Source organism: Sphingopyxis sp., assembly GCF_965227415.1.
Lineage (GTDB): Bacteria > Pseudomonadota > Alphaproteobacteria > Sphingomonadales > Sphingomonadaceae > Sphingopyxis.
This window is the reverse complement of sequence record NZ_OZ245749.1, coordinates 3,465,799-3,482,623: the sequence shown is the minus strand read 5'-3', so window position 1 is coordinate 3,482,623 and position 16,825 is coordinate 3,465,799. Positions and strand designations below refer to the sequence as shown.

17 protein-coding genes are annotated in these 16,825 nt (G+C 65.4%); 10 read left to right on the top strand and 7 right to left on the bottom strand.

What is annotated here, in order from left to right:
• The first annotated feature begins 31 nt into the window (after positions 1-31).
• From ACO055_RS16920 to ACO055_RS16910, 3 genes are all read left to right on the top strand, one after another.
• Entirely contained in the window at positions 32-1,444 is a 1,413-nt protein-coding gene (locus ACO055_RS16920; protein ID WP_422060005.1) for a M20/M25/M40 family metallo-hydrolase, read from the top strand.
• A gap of 43 nt (positions 1,445-1,487) precedes the next feature.
• Positions 1,488-3,791, top strand: a complete 2,304-nt coding sequence (gene parC, locus ACO055_RS16915; protein ID WP_422060004.1) for a DNA topoisomerase IV subunit A — start codon at positions 1,488-1,490, stop codon at positions 3,789-3,791.
• An 88-nt stretch (positions 3,792-3,879) separates the two neighbouring features.
• Entirely contained in the window at positions 3,880-5,559 is a 1,680-nt protein-coding gene (locus ACO055_RS16910) for a putative bifunctional diguanylate cyclase/phosphodiesterase (protein WP_422060003.1), read from the top strand.
• On the opposite strand, the gene ACO055_RS16905 is transcribed toward ACO055_RS16910, so the two are convergent.
• From ACO055_RS16905 to ACO055_RS16890, 4 genes are all read right to left on the bottom strand, one after another.
• Positions 5,523-6,737 carry a CCA tRNA nucleotidyltransferase gene (locus ACO055_RS16905; protein WP_422060002.1) on the bottom strand — a complete coding sequence of 405 codons (1,215 nt, stop codon included), beginning with the start codon at positions 6,735-6,737 and terminating at the stop codon, positions 5,523-5,525. The two genes, ACO055_RS16910 and ACO055_RS16905, sit on opposite strands and share 37 nt — an antisense overlap.
• Positions 6,734-7,321 carry a CoA pyrophosphatase gene (locus ACO055_RS16900; protein WP_422060001.1) on the bottom strand — a complete coding sequence of 196 codons (588 nt, stop codon included), beginning with the start codon at positions 7,319-7,321 and terminating at the stop codon, positions 6,734-6,736. The genes ACO055_RS16905 and ACO055_RS16900 overlap by 4 nt, the downstream gene beginning before the upstream one ends.
• Entirely contained in the window at positions 7,321-7,905 is a 585-nt protein-coding gene (locus tag ACO055_RS16895; RefSeq protein ID WP_422060000.1) for a DUF1285 domain-containing protein, read from the bottom strand. Before ACO055_RS16895 ends, ACO055_RS16900 begins: the two co-directional genes overlap by 1 nt.
• Before the next feature lie 346 nt (positions 7,906-8,251).
• Positions 8,252-8,755 (bottom strand): GNAT family N-acetyltransferase, encoded by a 504-nt coding sequence (locus tag ACO055_RS16890; protein ID WP_422059999.1) that lies wholly within the window; start codon positions 8,753-8,755, stop codon positions 8,252-8,254.
• 79 nt (positions 8,756-8,834) lie between these two features.
• Here ACO055_RS16890 and ACO055_RS16885 point away from each other — a divergent pair, with 79 nt between their 5' ends.
• Both ACO055_RS16885 and ACO055_RS16880 read left to right on the top strand, forming a co-directional pair.
• Positions 8,835-9,206 carry a dihydroneopterin aldolase gene (locus ACO055_RS16885; protein WP_422059998.1) on the top strand — a complete coding sequence of 124 codons (372 nt, stop codon included), beginning with the start codon at positions 8,835-8,837 and terminating at the stop codon, positions 9,204-9,206.
• Positions 9,203-9,964, top strand: coding sequence for an SDR family oxidoreductase (locus ACO055_RS16880; RefSeq protein ID WP_422059997.1), 762 nt, complete (start codon positions 9,203-9,205; stop codon positions 9,962-9,964). Before ACO055_RS16885 ends, ACO055_RS16880 begins: the two co-directional genes overlap by 4 nt.
• Before the next feature lie 121 nt (positions 9,965-10,085).
• Here the strand turns inward: ACO055_RS16880 and ACO055_RS16875 are convergent, their stop codons facing one another.
• Together ACO055_RS16875 and ACO055_RS16870 are read right to left on the bottom strand one after the other, a co-directional pair.
• On the bottom strand, positions 10,086-11,519 hold the full coding sequence (locus ACO055_RS16875) for an NAD-dependent succinate-semialdehyde dehydrogenase (RefSeq protein ID WP_422059996.1): 1,434 nt from the start codon (positions 11,517-11,519) through the stop codon (positions 10,086-10,088).
• Between the two features lie 138 nt (positions 11,520-11,657).
• On the bottom strand, positions 11,658-12,257 hold the full coding sequence (locus ACO055_RS16870; RefSeq protein ID WP_422059995.1) for a TIGR02466 family protein: 600 nt from the start codon (positions 12,255-12,257) through the stop codon (positions 11,658-11,660).
• A gap of 195 nt (positions 12,258-12,452) precedes the next feature.
• Between ACO055_RS16870 and ACO055_RS16865 the strand changes: the two genes are divergently transcribed.
• Entirely contained in the window at positions 12,453-13,373 is a 921-nt protein-coding gene (locus ACO055_RS16865; protein ID WP_422059994.1) for an SMP-30/gluconolactonase/LRE family protein, read from the top strand.
• Between the two features lie 10 nt (positions 13,374-13,383).
• Positions 13,384-14,070 carry a VIT1/CCC1 transporter family protein gene (locus ACO055_RS16860; RefSeq protein WP_422059993.1) on the top strand — a complete coding sequence of 229 codons (687 nt, stop codon included), beginning with the start codon at positions 13,384-13,386 and terminating at the stop codon, positions 14,068-14,070.
• Positions 14,071-14,124: 54 nt separating this feature from the next.
• Here ACO055_RS16860 and ACO055_RS16855 read toward each other — a convergent pair whose 3' ends face one another.
• Positions 14,125-14,514 carry a DUF488 domain-containing protein gene (locus ACO055_RS16855; RefSeq protein WP_422059992.1) on the bottom strand — a complete coding sequence of 130 codons (390 nt, stop codon included), beginning with the start codon at positions 14,512-14,514 and terminating at the stop codon, positions 14,125-14,127.
• An 86-nt stretch (positions 14,515-14,600) separates the two neighbouring features.
• Between ACO055_RS16855 and ACO055_RS16850 the strand changes: the two genes are divergently transcribed.
• From ACO055_RS16850 to ACO055_RS16840, 3 genes are read left to right on the top strand one after another with little or no spacing between them, the layout of a single operon-like run.
• Entirely contained in the window at positions 14,601-15,695 is a 1,095-nt protein-coding gene (locus tag ACO055_RS16850; RefSeq protein WP_422059991.1) for a DUF2855 family protein, read from the top strand.
• 17 nt (positions 15,696-15,712) lie between these two features.
• The gene (locus ACO055_RS16845) at positions 15,713-16,114 is read left to right on the top strand and encodes a hypothetical protein (protein ID WP_422059990.1); all 402 of its coding nucleotides are present in this window, start codon (positions 15,713-15,715) and stop codon (positions 16,112-16,114) included.
• Between the two features lie 16 nt (positions 16,115-16,130).
• A complete protein-coding gene (locus tag ACO055_RS16840) occupies positions 16,131-16,790 on the top strand; it encodes an HAD-IA family hydrolase (RefSeq protein WP_422059989.1) in 660 nt (219 codons plus the stop codon).
• Positions 16,791-16,825 lie beyond the last annotated feature (35 nt).

The following is a 16,825-nucleotide window of genomic DNA, read 5'->3' as shown; positions in this document are numbered from 1 at the left end:
GCTCCCATCGGATCGACAGGGGAGACCATCGATGAAAAAGCTGACCGCGCTGCTGACATCCGCTTTGCTGCTCGCCGCACCGGCGGTGGCGCAGGAAGCCCAGCCGCGCCCGGACCAGCTTGCGTTCCGCGACCTCTACAAGGAGCTTGTCGAGACCAACACGACCTTGTCTTCGGGCAGCTGCACGCTCGCCGCGCAGCGGATGCTGGCGCGGATGCAGGCCGCGGGCTTTCCCGGCGACCAGCTGATCCTGTTCATCGCCGAAGACCATCCAAAGGAAGGCGGGCTGGTCGTGGTCTATCCCGGCACCCGGCCCAAGGCGAAGGCGATCCTCCTCGTCGCACATATCGACGTCGTCGAGGCAAAGCGCGAGGATTGGGAGCGCGATCCGTTCAAGATGATCGAGGAAAATGGCTATTTCTATGGTCGCGGCACGCTCGACGACAAGGCGCAGGCGGCGGTCTGGGTCGACACGCTGCTTCGCTTCAAGCAGCAGGGCTATAAGCCCAAGCGCACGATCAAGCTGGCGCTGACCTGCGGCGAGGAGACCAATGGCGCGTTCAACGGCGCCGAATGGCTCGCCGCGAACAAGCGCGACCTGATCGATGCCGAATTCGCGCTGAACGAGGGCGGCGGTGGCGACAGCGACGGCAAAGGCAAGGTCATCGGCCAGTCGGTACAGGTCGGCGAAAAAACCTTCGCCAATTTCCGCCTCGAAACCCGCAATCCCGGCGGCCACAGCTCGGTCCCGGTGCGCGACAATGCGATCTATCAACTCGCGCGCGCGCTGACCAAGATCGACGAGTATGAATTTCCGGCAGAGATGACCGACACGACCCGGCGCTTCTTTGCCGAAGCGGGCGCGGCGCGCGGCGACGACGTCGGGACCGCGATGATCGCGCTGTCGAAGAACCTCGGCGACAAGCAGGCCGAGGCGATCGTCAACAAGGACCGCTTCCTCCACGGCAATCTTCGCACCACCTGCGTCGCAACGCTGCTCGACGGCGGCCATGCGCCCAACGCGCTGCCACAGCGCGCCGGGGCGAACGTCAACTGCCGCATCTTTCCCGGCCACAGCATCGAAAGCATCCGCGACGAGCTGGCGACGGTGATCGGCGACCCCGGCGTCACGATCACGCAGCTCCCGCCAAAGCGCCCCGCCCCGCCCGCGCCGCCGCTCGACCCAAAGATCCTCGCGCCGATGGAAAAGCTCGTCGCCAGATATTGGCCGGGGCTGAAGGTCATCCCGTCGATGGCGAACGGCTATACCGACGCCACGTTTCTGGGCGCCGCGGGCATCCCGACCTATGGCATCCCGGGTATCTGGGGCGACCCTGACGGCAATGGCGTCCACGGCCTCAACGAACGCGCCGAAGTGAAGGCGCTTTATGTCGGCCGTGATTTCATGTTCGATCTGGTGAAGGCCTATGCCGACAGGCCCTAAGCCCTTTGCCTTGTAACGCCAGCCTTGCTATCGGCGCCCGATAATGGCGAGCACCACCGACGACCTTCCACCTTCCGAACCCGTCCCCGGCATGACCGACACCCCGTTCGACAGCGCGCTGTCCGAACGCTATCTTGTCTATGCGCTGTCGACGATCACGGCGCGATCGCTGCCCGATCTGCGCGACGGGTTGAAGCCCGTTCACCGTCGCCTGCTGTGGGCGATGCGCGCGATGCGGCTCGACCCGTCGCAGGGGTACAAGAAGTCGGCGCGAGTCGTCGGCGACGTGATCGGCAAATTCCACCCGCACGGCGACACGGCGGTCTATGATGCGATGGTCCGCCTCGCGCAGGACTTCTCGCTCCGCTATCCCCTCGTCGACGGCCAGGGCAATTTCGGCAATATCGACGGCGATAATGCCGCGGCCTATCGCTACACCGAAGCGCGGCTGACGCGCGTCGCGGTCGACCTGATGCAGGGGCTCGACGAAGGCACCGTCGATTTCAAACCGACCTATAATGGCGAGGATGAAGAGCCCGAGATCATGCCGGGTCTCTTCCCGAACCTGCTTGCCAATGGCGCGAGCGGGATTGCGGTCGGCATGGCGACGAACATCCCGCCGCACAATGCCGCCGAAGTGATCGACGCTGCACTGTTGCTGATCGAAAATCCGAAAGCGGAGCTTTCAGAGCTCTTGGAGCATGTGAAAGGCCCCGACTTCCCGACCGGCGGGATCATCGTCGACAGCGCGGAGACGATCACCCACGCCTATGAAACCGGTCGCGGCGGCTTTCGCGTTCGCGCGCGCTTCTCGACCGGCAAGCAGGCCGACGGCCGTTGGGAAGACAGCGGGATCGAGAAACAGGCAGGCGGCATCTGGCAGCTCGTCATCAGCGAAATTCCCTATGGCGTCGCCAAGGGCAAGCTGATCGAACAGATCGCGCAGCTGATCGCCGACAAGAAACTGCCGATCCTCGAGGATGTCCGCGACGAAAGCGCCGAGGACCTGCGCATCGTCATCGTCCCCAAGAGCCGCAACGTCGACCCCGATATATTGAAGGAAAGCCTGTACCGGCTGACCGAGCTCGAAACGCGGTTCGCGCTCAACCTCAACGTACTCGATGCGACGCGCACGCCGAAGGTGATGGGGCTGCACCAGCTCCTCACCGAATGGCTCGAGCATCAGATCGTCGTTCTGATCCGCCGCGCGAACCACCGCATCGCCAAGATCGACGACCGGCTCGAGCTGGTCGCGGGCTACCTGATCGCGTTCCTCAATCTGGACCGGATCATCGAGATCATCCGCACCGAGGACGAGCCCAAACAGGTGATGATGGTGGAATTCATGCTCACCGACCGACAGGCCGAGGCGATCCTGAACATGCGCCTGCGGTCCTTGCGCAGGCTGGAGGAAATGGAGCTCAAGCGCGAGCAGGACGATCTCAGCGCCGAGCGCGAGGAGCTAGTGAAGCTTGTCGAAAGCCCGGCGCGCCAGCGCACGCGGCTCAAGCGCGACCTCGGCGCGCTCCGCGCTGTCTATGGCCCCGAGACGCTGCTCGGCGCACGCCGGACGACGCTCGCCGAAGCCGCGCCCGCCCGCGACATTCCGCTCGACGCAATGATTGACAAGGAACCGGTGACGGTGATCCTGTCGAAACGCGGGTGGATTCGCGCCCAGCGCGGCCATGTCGCATCCGACCAGTGGAGCGAGTTCAAGTTCAAGGACGGCGACGAGCTGCTGTTCGCGGCGCGCGCGCAGACGACCGACAAGCTGTTGATCGCAGCGAGCGACGGGCGTTTCTACACCGTCGGCGCCGACAAGCTGCCGGGAGGGCGTGGGTTCGGCGAACCGCTGCGGCTGATGGTCGATATCGATCCCGATGCGCGGATTGTCGCGATGCTGCCCGCCAGCGCCGACGGCCGCCTGCTGCTCGCCTCGACAAGCGGCCATGGCTTCATCGCCCAGATGGCCGAGGTGATCGCCGAGACGCGCAAGGGCCGCAACGTCGTCAATTTGAAGCCGAAGGCACAGCTGAGCATCGTCCATCCGATCGTCGCCAGCGACGACAGCGTCGCTGTCGTCGGCGAGAACCGCAAACTCGTTGTCTTCCCGCTCGCCGAAGTTCCGGTGATGGCGCGCGGCCAGGGCGTCATGCTGCAAAAATATCGCGATGGCGGATTGTCCGATGCCATCAGCTTTGTTTTCGCCGAGGGATTGAGCTGGGCGATGGGCGGCGATACCGGCCGCACGCGCACCGAAACCGACGTCGGGCCGTGGCGCGTGGCGCGTGGCGCGTCGGGCCGCATGCCGCCAACCGGCTTCCCTCGAAACAACCGCTTCAACTGATCGCATTCGGATGTTGCCGTAAATAGCTTATTTACTCCCCGTCCCTAGTTCAGGGGCAATGGGGAAAGGTCGCACAAAACCCACTCTTATGCCTATTGATAGAACCGGCGGAGACCGGCCCTCGCTGTTTGTCGGCTGGATCGACGCCTTACCGGTTCCCGCTGCGCTGATCCGACCCCTTTCGCGTGGCAATTTCAGCCTCCACGCCAGCAACGCCGCATTCGACCGGTTGGGGCTTTCCCCCGCCGGCGTCGATGCCCCGATCGAGCTTCGCCGCGCGATCGAGCGTGCCGCGCAACATGGCGACGGCAACCAGGAATTCTCGTGCCGACTCGGTGTCGGCGTCGCGGCGCGCGACCTGCGCGGTTCGATCGGCCCGCTGACCGAAGAGAGCGGCGACACGTCGCTGTTCCTGCTGACGCTGATCGACCGCACGCAGGAGATGATGACCGAGCGCAACCTGCGCCGCGAGCTCGTCTCCGACAGCCTGACCGGCCTGCCCAATCGCGCCGGGTTCGAGGAGCTGGTCGAACAGCGCGGCGATCTGGAGGGCAGCGGCGACCATGCGATCCTGTTGCTCGATCTGGCGCGTTTCAGCCGCATCAACGAACATATCGGCCCGATGGCGGGCGACGAGCTGATCATCACCGTCGCACGCCGGCTGAAGTCGAGCCTGCGCAGTGGTGACATCCTGGCACGCACCGGCGGTGACGAGTTCGCCATCTCGTCGCGCGTCGCGGGCGGCAAGGCCGATGTCCGCGAAATGGCGCGGCGCATTCGCGGCTGTTTCGACCATCCTTTCCGGATCGGCGAACTGAAAGTCAGCGTCGACTGTGCCCTAGGCTGCGCCATCCAGCACGATATTGACACCGATATCGCCGATCAGATCCGCCATGCCCAGATCGCCTTGAAACGAGCGAAACGCACCGACCGGATCGAGATCTACGAACCCGAAGCCGCGCTGATCTCCGACAATCGCTTTGGCCTTGAAACCGAATTGCGCAACGCGATCGAGCAGGACCGGCTGCACCTCGATTTCCAGCCGCTGATCGAATTGTCGACCGGCAAGGTTGCCGGATTCGAAGCGCTGGCACGCTGGAACACCGGCGCCGGCCAGTCGATCTCTCCGACCGAATTCATTCCCATCGCCGAAGATTCGGGGCTGATCGTACCGCTCGGCCAATGGGCGATCGGCAAGGCGGCCGCGACGCTGGCCGATTGGGATCGCCAGAATGGCGGGACCGCGGTCGACTGCTATATTTCGGTCAATGTCTCGGCGATCCAGCTTGTGCGCGACGACGTCGCCGCGGTGGTGCGCGAGGCGCTCAGCGCCAGCGGCGTCGGCGGCGAACGGTTGATGATCGAACTCACCGAAAGTGCCATCATCGGCGACCCCGACCTGGCGCTGTCGGTGCTGAGCGAACTCAAGGCGCTGAACGCACGGGTCGCCATGGACGATTTCGGCACGGGTTATTCGAACCTCGCCTATCTGCAGCGCCTGCCGCTCGATGTGCTCAAGATCGACCGCAGCTTCGTCGATCATATGGTCGAGGACCGCGACAAGGCGGCGATCGTCCGCACGATCCAGAGCCTTGCCGAAGTGCTGGGCATGCGCACCACGGCCGAAGGTGTCGAGACCGCCGACCAGGCGCGGCTGCTGTCCGCGCTGGGCTGCGATTTCGGGCAGGGTTTCCTGTTCGCGCACCCGATGCAAGCCGATGCCGCGATTGCCTATTGGCGCCAGTCGCTGGCGCGTCCGATCATCTGATCGGCCAGCGCCGCGACGCGCACTGCGTCGGGAAAATCCTCTGCCACCCACGCCGCCTCGACGGCGCGCAAGATGCGTGCAACTTCGGGACCGGCCGTGACGCCGCGCGCGATAATATCGCCGCCCTTCATCGGAAGCTGCGGGACGTGCCAATCGTTGAGCGCATCGACGGCCGCTTTCGCGGTCGCCGGATCGCCCGCCAGCAACCAGGCATCGCGCGCACCCTCGATGCCGATGCCATGCGCGAGTTGTCGCGCCGGCGATGGCGCGCCGCGACGCGCCGCCACGGCGCCGAGGTGCTTGCGTTGCCGCGTCGACAGCCGCAGCCGACTCGCCACCTGTTCGGCGATCGCTGCGTCAGACGGTAACAGCGCCGCGAAGCGGCGCAGCGGCGTGGGCGCAACGCCGACGGCGCCTTCATTGGCGAGCAAGCGGTCGAGTGTCGTCGCAAAATCATCGACCAACTCGGGCAGGATCACCTCGAAAATGCCGTCGGCCGCCATCTGTCCGACGATCGCACGCGGATCGGGCAGCGACAGAATCTTGAGAAGCTCGTCGGCGACGCGTTCGCGCGACAGGCTCTTGAGCGACTGCCGCGCCGTAATGACGGCCGCATGGCTGACGGGTTCGAGATCGCTGTCGCCAAAGCGCGCCGCGAACCGATAGAAGCGCAGGATCCGCAGATGATCTTCGGCGATCCGCGTCGCCGCATCGCCGATGAAGCGGACGCACCCCGCCCGCAAGTCGTCGATCCCGCCGAACCAGTCGTCGACCTGTCCGCTGTCGGGGTCGGCGTAGAGCGCATTGATCGTGAAATCGCGCCGCGCCGCATCCTCGCGCCAATCGTCGGCGAACGCGATCGTCGCGCGGCGCCCGTCGGTTTCGACATCGCGGCGCAGCGTCGTGATCTCGTGATGATGGCCGCTCGCGATCGCCGTTACCGTTCCATGGGCGATGCCCGTGGGAATCACCTTGATGTCGGCCGCCTCCAGCCGTTTCGTCACGTCTTGCGGCAGCAGCGGGGTCGCGAGATCGATGTCGGTCACGGGCAGGCCGAGCAGCGTGTCGCGAACCGCGCCGCCCACGACCTTCACGGCGCCGCCGTCGGCGCGCAGCGCCGCGACGGTCCGCCGAAGCCCTGGAGCATGGCGCCATTCGGCGTCGGGCAGCCTGGTCACCGATGCCACCCCGCGGGCAGGCGCCGCGCCAGATTGATGATGATATCCGCCGTCACGCCCCAGATCCGCCGTCCCTGCCAGTCCATGTCGTAGTAATGGCGGTCCTGCCCCTGCCAGTTCGCATGGTGCAACTGATAATTACCGGGGTCGAACAATATCTCGAGCGGTACTTCAAACCACTCCTCGACCTCGTCCGGATTGGGGTCGAGCGGCAGGTCGGGCGGAATGACGCCGAGCACGGGCGTAATGTGATAGCCGCTGCCCGAGCGATAGGCGTCGGTCGTCCCCGCGATCGTCACATCGCGGCGGTGGAGGCCGATTTCCTCTTCGGCTTCGCGCAGCGCGGCGTCGATCGCGTCGCGGTCGCCGGGATCGATCTTGCCACCCGGAAACGCAACCTGCCCCGCATGGCTGCGCAGCCATTGCGGGCGCTGGGTCAGAATCACGCCGGGTTCGGGGCGGTCGGTGAAGGCGATCAGCACCGCCGCATCGCGCAACGTTCCGCCGTGCAGAAGATAGCCCTCGTCCTCGCCCGCCTCCGGAAGCAGATTGTCGAGCGCCGTGCGCAATTTTCCGGACAGCATCAGCCGTCCACCAACGCGAAGCGAGCGCCGCCCGACCAGATGGCGGGTGGTTCGCCGCCGTCCGCGAGGGCCATCTCGACGATCTCGTAATAGAGCGCCCGGTCGATTCGCGCTTCGAGGCCGTTGCCGACAGCGCCGCGCACATGAAGCCGCGGATCGGGAGTGTCGGCGTCGCTGCCGAAGCGCAGCGGATGGTCGGGGCCGGCCATCACGAGATCGTCGGTGCCGAGGCGAAAGACCAGCTTGCGGGCCCGCCCCTCGCCTTCGCTTTTCATCTCGACCGCGCGAAAGGGCGTATCCTCGACCGCGATTGCCATTTTTTCCGCCGGCGTCACCAGAACGTGACTGCCGTCGGGCTCGCGGCGCAGGATCGTCGAGAAGAGCTTGACCATCGCCGGCCGGTTGATGCGTCCACCCTCGTGAAACCAGCTGCCGTCGGCGCGAATTTCCATCGCGCTGTCGCCGGTGCGGTCGGGATGCCATTGCTCGACCGGCGGCAGTTTGCGCGCTGCGAGCAGTTCGGCGGCCTCGGTCAGCGAGAGCTGCGAGAAATCCTTGGGGAGCGAAGGCGCGGGGGTGACCATGCACCCGACATAGGAAGGTGGGTGCGCAAGTAAAGCCGCTCCAAGCCGAAGAGAGCGAGATGCCGGGCCGTGAAGATCATCGGAAAACGGTGTAACTTCACTCGCGATTGCAGTTTTCACAGTCCGTCTGACGCGATCCCGGGGGCAAGTCGGGGTCCAGGCCGAATGGCCGAGCTTGGAGTCCATGCGCCGCGGCTTTCGCCGGGGAGCAGGATTGGGCCGGTTCGAGGAAACCGCAGAAAACTGCGCAACTTTACACGCAAATCGCAGTTCGGGGTGAAGGACGGAGAGCATCGCGCAAGGCTATGCCGCCCGAATAATGTAGGACAGCCTTTTCTGACGCTGGCTACCGCGGCCCGATCATGCCCGCCCCCACAGGCAACCCGTGCCCGTTCACCGCGCGCGCGAGCAGGCGGTGCTTTTCATAGGGGCCCGGCAGATCCCACGCGCCCGTCGCGTCGGCGGCGAAGCCGAAGAAGCGGCCATAATATTCGGGATCGCCGATCATCACCAGCGCGCTGTCGGCCATCGTCGCAGCCGCTTCGAGCATATGCGCCATCAGCGCGCGGCCATATCCGCCGCGCTGAACGTCGGGGCGCACCGCGACGGGGCCGACCATGACGAGCGGCGTGGCTGTCCCGTCGGCGGCGCGGTGGGCGACCGGCCAGCACTGGATCGTGCCGACGAGAATGCCATCGTCGAGCGCCGCAAAACTCAAGGCCGGGACCGCATCCATGCCGGCACGGATGCGATAGGCGGTTCGTCCAAAGCGATCCGCCCCGAAAGCGGCGTCGAGCAAATGCTCGACCGCCAGCGGCTCGATACCGGATAATGGAAGTAACTCGACCAACGCGCACCCTTTCGCTAATGCGGCGGCGCTTTAGGGACCGGCGGCGTTGTTGCAAAGCCCCGATGAACAGGATTCTTGCGTGACCGACACATTGTGGCTCGAAGTCGACGGCCTGACGGTCGACGTGCTGACCGGCATCTACTCCGAAGAAACGCATCTGCCGCAACCGCTGCGCATCTCGGTGCGCGCGAAACTCGCGATGGCCGGCCATTATGATCCGACGACGCCGCTCAGCCGCTCGAAAAACTATATGCACCTCAAATTCGCGGCGACCGAAGGCATCCCCAAGGACGTGCATTTCGTGCTGATCGAAAGCGTCGCCGACCATATCATCGATACGCTGTTCCTTCAGGATGCGAAGGTCGAGGCGGTCGAGGTCAAGATCGTCAAGCTCGCGATCGCCGAGCAGGACGAGCAGATCGGCATCACCATGCGGCGGGCACGCAAGTGACGCAGAAGCTGGCGCTCGTGACCGGGGGCCTGCACCGCGTCGGCGCGGCGATTTCGGCGCGGCTGGCGCGCGAAGGCTATGCGCTGGCGCTGCACAAGCGGAGCGCCGCCGAGGCCGACGCCGTGCTGACCGACGCACTCGCCGAAACGGGCGCGCTGGCGCACCGCTTCGCCGCCGATCTGGCCGACCCGGCCGCGGTCGATGCCTTGCTTCCTGCGGTCATCGCAAAATTCGGCCGCGCCCCCGACCTGCTCGTCAACAACGCCGCACATTTTGCCGAGGGCGACTGGACCGACCTGTCGGCAGCCGCGCTCGCCGAGATGATGCAGATCAATCATCATGCTCCGGTGATGCTGGCGAAAGCGCTCGTCGCCGCCAGCGAAGGCAAGCGACCGGCGGTCGTCCATATCGTCGACCAACGCGTGCTCAATCCCGTCCCCGACCAGATCGCCTATAGCCTGTCGAAACAGGCGCTGTGGCAGGCGACCGCGACGCTGGCGGTGGCGTTCGGAAACAGGGCGCGCGTCAATGCCGTCGCGCCGGGGCTGACGATGGCGACCGGGGATTATTCGGCGGCGCAGGTCGATCGGCTGGCGGCGCGAATGCCGCTCGGCGCGCTGCCGACGCCGGGGCAGATCGCCGATGCGGTGGTCTATCTGGCGCGGGCCGAGGCGGTCACCGGCCAGACGATCTTCGTCGATGGCGGCGCGCATCTGGCGCCGCTGGGCCGCGATTTCGTGGCGCTGGAGCGGGATTAGCTCACCGCCACAACCCATCGTGTGTCCCCGCGAAGGCGGGGATCCATCTCCGGTGGATGCAAATTTGCACCGTTAGATGATGGGCCCCCGCCTACGCGGGGGAACACCCCAATATGGCGGTTCAATAAATATGAACCGCCTTGGTCACCAGATAGCCGTCGAGCCCTTCGGGCCCGCTCTCGCTGCCGAAACCCGATTCCTTGATCCCGCCGAACGGCGTGTCGAGGGTCGAGATGACAAAGCTGTTCACGCCGACCATGCCGCTTTCGATGGTATCGACGATGCGGTTGATACGGCGGCCATTCTCGGTGAATGCAAACGCCGCCAGGCCATAAGGCAGCCGGTTCGCCTGTTCGAGCGCCTCGTCCTCGGTCCCGAACGGGCGGATCAGCGCCATCGGGCCGAAGGGTTCATGGTTCATCGCATCGGCCTCGACCGGCACGTCGGCGATTGCGGTCGGCTGGAAGAAATAGCCGTTGCCGGTCGCCTCGCCGCCCGCGATGACGCGCGCGCCCTTGGCCTTTGCATCGGCGACGAGCGCTTCCAGCGCGGGAATCCGGCGCGCGTTGGCGAGCGGGCCCATCTGCGTGTCGGCATCGAAACCGCTGCCGATCTTCACCTTCGCCGTCCGTTCGGCAAAGCCTTTCACGAACGCGTCGTAGATGCCCTGTTGCACATAGAAGCGCGTCGGCGAAATGCAGACCTGTCCGGCGTTGCGGAATTTCTGGGTGACGACGCGGTCGAGCGTGCTTTCCAGGTCGCAATCGTCGAACACCAGCACCGGGGCGTGGCCGCCAAGCTCCATCGTGATCCGCTTCACCCCGTCGGCGGCGAGCTTCATCAGATGTTTGCCGACCGCGGTCGAACCGGTGAAGCTGACCTTGCGGATCACCGGGCTGGCGAGCAGATGCCGGCTGATCTGATCGGGGTCGCCATAGACAAGCTGGACGACGTCGCCCGGAATGCCCGCATCGGCGATGCAGCGCATGATCGCGCTGGTGCAGCCCGGGGTTTCCTCGGGCGCCTTGGCGATCACGACGCAGCCCGCGGCGAGCGCCGGGGCGATCTTTTTGACCATCAGATTGACCGGGAAGTTCCAGGGGCTGAAGCCCGCAACCGGGCCGACCGGATGCTTGGTGACCATCGCGCGCTGGCCCAAGGGACGCTGAAGCACGCGCCCCTCGATGCGCTTGCCCTGCTCGGCGAAATAGTCGAACAGCCCCGCCGCCGACAGCACTTCGCCGCGCGCCTCGGCGATCGGCTTGCCCTGTTCGAGCGTCAGCAAGGTCGCAATATGCTCGACGCGTTCGCGGATGATGCCCGCCGCCTTGTGCATCAGCGCGGCGCGCTCGTCGGCGGTCTTGGCGCGCCAGACGGGCCAGCCGCGGGCCGCCGCGGCGAGCGCTTCGTCGAGGTCGGCGATGGTCGCAACGGGCAGCTCGGCGATCGTGCCCGCGGTCGCGGGGTTATAGACCGGCCGTTCGTCGCGCCCCTCACCGCTCCGCCAGGCGCCGTTGATGAAGAGCTGAAGGTCGGCGTCGTAGGTCGCGGTCATGGGGGGAACTTTCATTCTGGAGTGTCGTCATTGCGAGGAGCGAAGCGACGCGGCAATCCTCAGCGTGCTATCTTGCCATGCCGATAGCTGGAGATTGCTTCGCTTCGCTCGCAATGACGGAGTCCGATATAGTCGCGCTCAGCGATAGTTAAAGCTGACGCTGATCCGCTCGCCCTTGCCTGCATGCGGCATCACTTCGTGGCGGAGCCAGCTTTCCCACAGGAAGACGCGGCCAGCGGCAGGCTCGGCATAGATGAAGGGCAGCAGATGCTGGGGCGCATCGTCGGTGCGACCCGGCGCCGCCATCAGCATCGCGAGCCGTGGATCTTCGAGTTTCAGCGCGCCCGAACCCGGCGGGACGGCGACATAAAAGGTCCCCGACACGATGCTGTGCGGGTGGATATGGCCGCTGTGCGTGCCGCCGGGCTTCATCACATTGACCCACAGACTGTCGAGCTTCAGCGGCTTGGCAAGATCGAAGTGGCACGCTTTGGCAAAGGCCTTCACTTCCTTGTCGAGCAGGCGCCTCAGATCAAGGAAGGCAGGGTCGCGCTCGGGCAGATCGCCGAGGCTCGCGTAGCTGGTGTAGCCCTTATAGCCATGCTGGCGGCTCCACGCCCGGCCCGCGCCATCCTCCTCGGCGAACAGGCGGCTGCTTTCCGCCAGTTCGCCCAGCAGGTCGGGGCTGCCGATGTCGGCCTCGTAAAAATTGGTGGCGAAGAGCGTGCGAACGGGCATGATGGCCGCAAAGCATAGGAAGCCCGCGAGAGCAAGGAGAGACGCTGCCCCCTCATTCGTCATGCCGGACTCGATCCGGCATTCCTTCATGCCTCCCAGGCTTCGATGGACCCCGGATCAAGCCCGGGGTGACGAAAGAAGAAACGGCAGCGAACGCCATTGAACTCGCGACAATGAGCAAAGAGGGAGACGAGGATGGCCGAGTTTGAACTGATCGCCGACGGATTGCGTTTCCCCGAGGCGCCGGTCGTGATGGCCGACGGCAGCGTCATCGTCGTCGAGATCGAGGCAGGGCGCATCACGCGCTGCTGGCCGGGCGGCCGGAAAGAGGTCGTTGCGACCCCCGGCGGCGGCCCCAACGGTCTTGCGATCGGTCCCGACGGCAAGCTGTATTGCTGTAACAACGGCGGGTTCAACTATGTCGAAAGCGACGGCTATCTGGCGCCGCACGGCATTGCCGCCGACTATTCGGGCGGCCGCATCGAGCGCATCGATATCGAGACGGGTGCGGTCGAGACCCTGTATCAATCGGGCGACAAGGGCGTGATCCTGCGCGGCCCGAACGACATCATGTTCGACGCGCACGGCGGCTTCTGGTTCACCGATCACGGCAAGGTCGACTATGCCGCGCGCTGCCACGACATCGTCGGCATCTTCTATGCCAAGGCCGACGGCAGCTTCATCGAGGAAGTGATCTTTCCGTCGAACAACCCGAACGGCGTCGGCATCTCGCCCGACGGCAACGCGCTGTACGCCGCCGAAACCTATACGTGCCGCCTGATGAAATTCAACATCACGGCCCCCGGCAAGGTCGCTCCCGACGCAGGCCCCGGCGGCCCCGGCATTCCGCTCTATCGCCCCGCCGGCTATAAATTCTTCGACAGCCTGGCGATGGAAGCGAACGGCAATATCTGCGTCGCAACGATCGGCGAATGCGGGATCAGCGTCGTATCGCCCGAAGGCGAACTGGTCGAGTTCGTCGAGACCGACGATATTTTCACCACCAACATCGCTTTTGGCGGACCCGATATGCAGGATGCCTATATTACGCTGTCGGGCACCGGGCGACTGGTGAAGACACGCTGGGCGCGGCCGGGGCTGACGCTGCAATATTGAAGGGGGCGGAGTGCACGAGGAAACCCACGCGGTCACGCGGATCGGCTGGCTGCGCGCCGCGATCCTGGGTGCGAATGACGGGATCGTCTCGACCGCGAGCCTGATTGCAGGTGTCGCAGCGGCGGGTGCGGCGCAATCTTCGATCCTCGTCACCGGCACGGCGGGGCTCGTCGCGGGCGCGATGTCGATGGCGGCGGGCGAATATGTCTCGGTCAGCTCGCAGAGCGACGCCGAAAAGTCCGACGTCGAACTGGAGAAACGCCACCTTGCCGCCGATCCCGAGTTCGAGCTGGAGGAATTGACGCAAATCTATGAGCAGCGCGGGCTCGACCGCGCGCTCGCCGAACAGGTTGCGGTGCAGCTCACCGCGCATGACGCGCTCGACACTCATTTGCGCGACGAGCTCGGGCTGACGAGCGAATCGGCGGCACGGCCGATCCAGGCGGCCATCGCGTCGGCGGCGAGTTTCACGGTCGGGGCGGCGCTCCCGCTTGCGACGCTGTTTTTCGACCGCGGCGGATCGCTGCCGTGGACAGTGTCGGCGGCGTCGCTGGTCTTCCTCGCGCTGCTGGGCGCGCTGGGTGCGCGGGCGGGCAATGCGCCGATGCTGCGCCCGGTCGCACGCGTGACATTCTGGGGTGCGATGGCGATGGCAGCGACGATCGCGATCGGATCGCTGTTCGGGGCAGTGGGTTAGCCATAAACCTCGTCCTTCCGGCGGAGGCCGGACGGCGATCAACCGGGACGGCGATTAACGGGTGCGCCGCTCCAACCACTCGCGCAGCGCGAGCGCATTGTTCCGTTCGGCGCTCTTTGCGGCATAGAGCAACGTCACCGGCCCGACCTTGGCCGCCGCATCGAGTGTGAACAGCGCGGCCTTCGCCTCTTCGCCGCCCGCATCGAGCTCTTCAAAATAGTCGAGGCGGAAGGCGTCCCACGCTTCGTCCGAATCGGCGGTCTCGCCATGATAGCGCTTGCGCAACGCATCGCTGGGCGACAACGGCTTCAGCCACGCTGCGAGCGCCGCCTTTTCCCTGGACACCCCGCGCGGCCAGAGCCGGTCCACGAGGAACCGGGCGCCGTCGCTTGCCGCCGCCGCGTCGTGAATGCGCTTTACCGCGATTGTCAGGCTCGTCGTCATCTGTATGACTATCGGCCATCCCGCAACCGCGGGCAAGGACATCCGCCGCCGCGCGGATGCAGGACAATCATCGGAGGGGTCCGAATATGAATTGGGCGATCGACATCGACCGCGACGACGTAACGCAAGCGACATTGGCAAATGATCCGGTGGTAGCGCTCGCAGAAGGGCAGGTGCGCGTGCATCTCGACAGCTATGCGATGACTGCGAACAACATCACCTATGCCGTATTCGGCAAGCCCGCCGGATTGTTCGGCAACGATCAGGGCTATTGGGATTTCTTCGCGGAACGCGGCGAACCGGGGCGCCTGCCGGTCTGGGGCTTTGCGACCGTCACCGAAAGCGGCGCCGAGGGCGTGTCGGTCGGCGACCGTTTCTATGGCTATTATCCGATGGCGAGCGACGCGGTGCTGACCGTTGGAAAGCCGGGTCGCGGCGGCTTCACCGACGTCACGCCGCGGCGCACGACGCTGCCGCCAATCTATAACAATTACCAACGGATCGAGGCGCTGGCCGACTACCGCGCCGCCGATCATGATTATTGGCCGGTGTTTCGTCCGCTCTTCCTGACCGGCTGGCTGATCGCCGACCAGTTCGAGGATGAAGGCGACTATGGCGTCCAGCAGATCCTGATCGCCAGCGCATCGAGCAAGACCGCCATCGGCCTGGGCTTCGCGCTCAAACAGCGCGCCGATCGCCCCGAAACGATCGGCCTGACCAGTGCCGCCAATGTCGATGCGCTGACCGCGCAAGGCATCTATGACCGCGTGGTCAGCTATGACCAGATCATGACGCTCAATGCCACGACGCCTGCCGCGCTTGTCGACATGGCGGGCAATGGCGCGGTGACGCGCAGCGTCCACAGCCATTTCGGCAGCCAGCTTCAGGCGTCGATCGTCGTCGGCAAATCGCATTGGGACGCCCAGGCCGATGCCGAAGGGCTGCCGGGTCCCGAGCGCCAAGGCTTCTTTGCCCCCGGCCGCAGCCAGAAGCGGATCGCCGATTGGGGACCGCAGGTCTTTGGACAGAAAATCGCCGAAGCGTGGCTGGCCTTCATGGACGTCGCGCCGCGCCTCGCCGCAATCGACAAAAGGAGCGGCGGCGAGGCCGCGCTTGCCGCCTATCAGGAAATGCTTTCGGGTCGCGCCGATCCCCAAAAGGGAATTTTGATCACGCCCTGACCTTGAGAGGATATCCGATGCATCGTTTGCTTTCCGTCGCCATTGCGGCATCACTGCTGATGCCCTTGGCAGCGCATGCCGAAACCAAGCCGGCCACCGCGCCGCACAAGGCCGACCTCGCCGACCGCGTGGCCGGCACCTACAACGGCGCGGTCATATCGGATGCGCGCGGATCGTCGAAAAACAATGTGACGATCACCGTCACCCGCATCGGTGCGAACAAGGTCGAGATCAAGTCCGACTATGCCCGCTTGCCGACCGTTACCATCCCGCTCGAAAAGGCGATGGACGCCATCCTTGCGGCGAGCGGCCCCTGGGTGTTTCTGCTCGATACCGTCCGCTCGCCCGACCGCCTCGACCTCACGATCGACGATGCGAGCTGGTCGGGTACGCGCGTCGCAGCTCCCGCTCCCCGATAAGGACCGTTACCGACCCATGCCATACACGACCGTGATTTTCGACTTCGGCGGCGTCATTACCGCTTCACCTTTTGAGGCGTTCAACCGGCTCGAGGCCGAGCGCGGACTGCCGCACGATTTCGTGCGCCGCGTCAACGCGGCCGACCCCGACGACAATGCCTGGGCCAAGTTCGAGCGTGCCGAGATCGACGCCGCCGCGTTCGACGCGCTGTTCGCCGAGGAAGCGCGATCGCTGGGGCAGGACTTGCAAGGCGAAGCGGTGCTCGCCGTGATCGCGGGCGCGGTGCGTCCGGCGATGGTCGCGGCGCTCGATACGCTGAAGGATCGCGGCTTCACCATCGCCTGCATCACGAACAATGTGCCGGGCGGCAAGATGGGCATCCGCGGCGCGGGCATGACGCGCAGCGAAGAGTCGGCGATCGAGGTTGCGGACATCATGGCGCGGTTCGCGCATGTCATCGAATCGAGCAAAGCCGGGGTGCGCAAGCCCGATCCACGCATCTATCTGATGATGTGCGAGGCTCTGGGCGTCGAGCCTGCCGAATGCATCTATCTCGACGACCTCGGCATCAACTGCAAACCCGCGAGCCAGCTTGGCATGCATGCGATCAAGGTCACGAGCGGCGAGCAGGCGCTTGCGGATCTTTCGGCGGCGCTGGGGATGCAGCTGCCCTGACGATCGGCCGTTCGATCGCGCGCTCCATGAAGGCA

What these genes read in the sequence shown, in the direction of transcription:
- ACO055_RS16900 (WP_422060001.1), bottom strand. Translation starts at nt 7,321, where the DNA reads ATGCTGTCCGGAAAATTGCGCACGGCGCTCGACAATCTGCTTCCGGAG.
- ACO055_RS16850 (WP_422059991.1), top strand. Translation starts at nt 14,601, where the DNA reads ATGAATTGGGCGATCGACATCGACCGCGACGACGTAACGCAAGCGACA.
- ACO055_RS16920 (WP_422060005.1), top strand. Translation starts at nt 32, where the DNA reads ATGAAAAAGCTGACCGCGCTGCTGACATCCGCTTTGCTGCTCGCCGCA.
- ACO055_RS16855 (WP_422059992.1), bottom strand. Translation starts at nt 14,514, where the DNA reads ATGACGACGAGCCTGACAATCGCGGTAAAGCGCATTCACGACGCGGCG.
- ACO055_RS16910 (WP_422060003.1), top strand. Translation starts at nt 3,880, where the DNA reads ATGCCTATTGATAGAACCGGCGGAGACCGGCCCTCGCTGTTTGTCGGC.
- ACO055_RS16895 (WP_422060000.1), bottom strand. Translation starts at nt 7,905, where the DNA reads ATGGTCACCCCCGCGCCTTCGCTCCCCAAGGATTTCTCGCAGCTCTCG.
- ACO055_RS16870 (WP_422059995.1), bottom strand. Translation starts at nt 12,257, where the DNA reads ATGCCCGTTCGCACGCTCTTCGCCACCAATTTTTACGAGGCCGACATC.
- ACO055_RS16845 (WP_422059990.1), top strand. Translation starts at nt 15,713, where the DNA reads ATGCATCGTTTGCTTTCCGTCGCCATTGCGGCATCACTGCTGATGCCC.
- ACO055_RS16840 (WP_422059989.1), top strand. Translation starts at nt 16,131, where the DNA reads ATGCCATACACGACCGTGATTTTCGACTTCGGCGGCGTCATTACCGCT.
- ACO055_RS16865 (WP_422059994.1), top strand. Translation starts at nt 12,453, where the DNA reads ATGGCCGAGTTTGAACTGATCGCCGACGGATTGCGTTTCCCCGAGGCG.
- ACO055_RS16875 (WP_422059996.1), bottom strand. Translation starts at nt 11,519, where the DNA reads ATGACCGCGACCTACGACGCCGACCTTCAGCTCTTCATCAACGGCGCC.
- parC (WP_422060004.1), top strand. Translation starts at nt 1,488, where the DNA reads ATGGCGAGCACCACCGACGACCTTCCACCTTCCGAACCCGTCCCCGGC.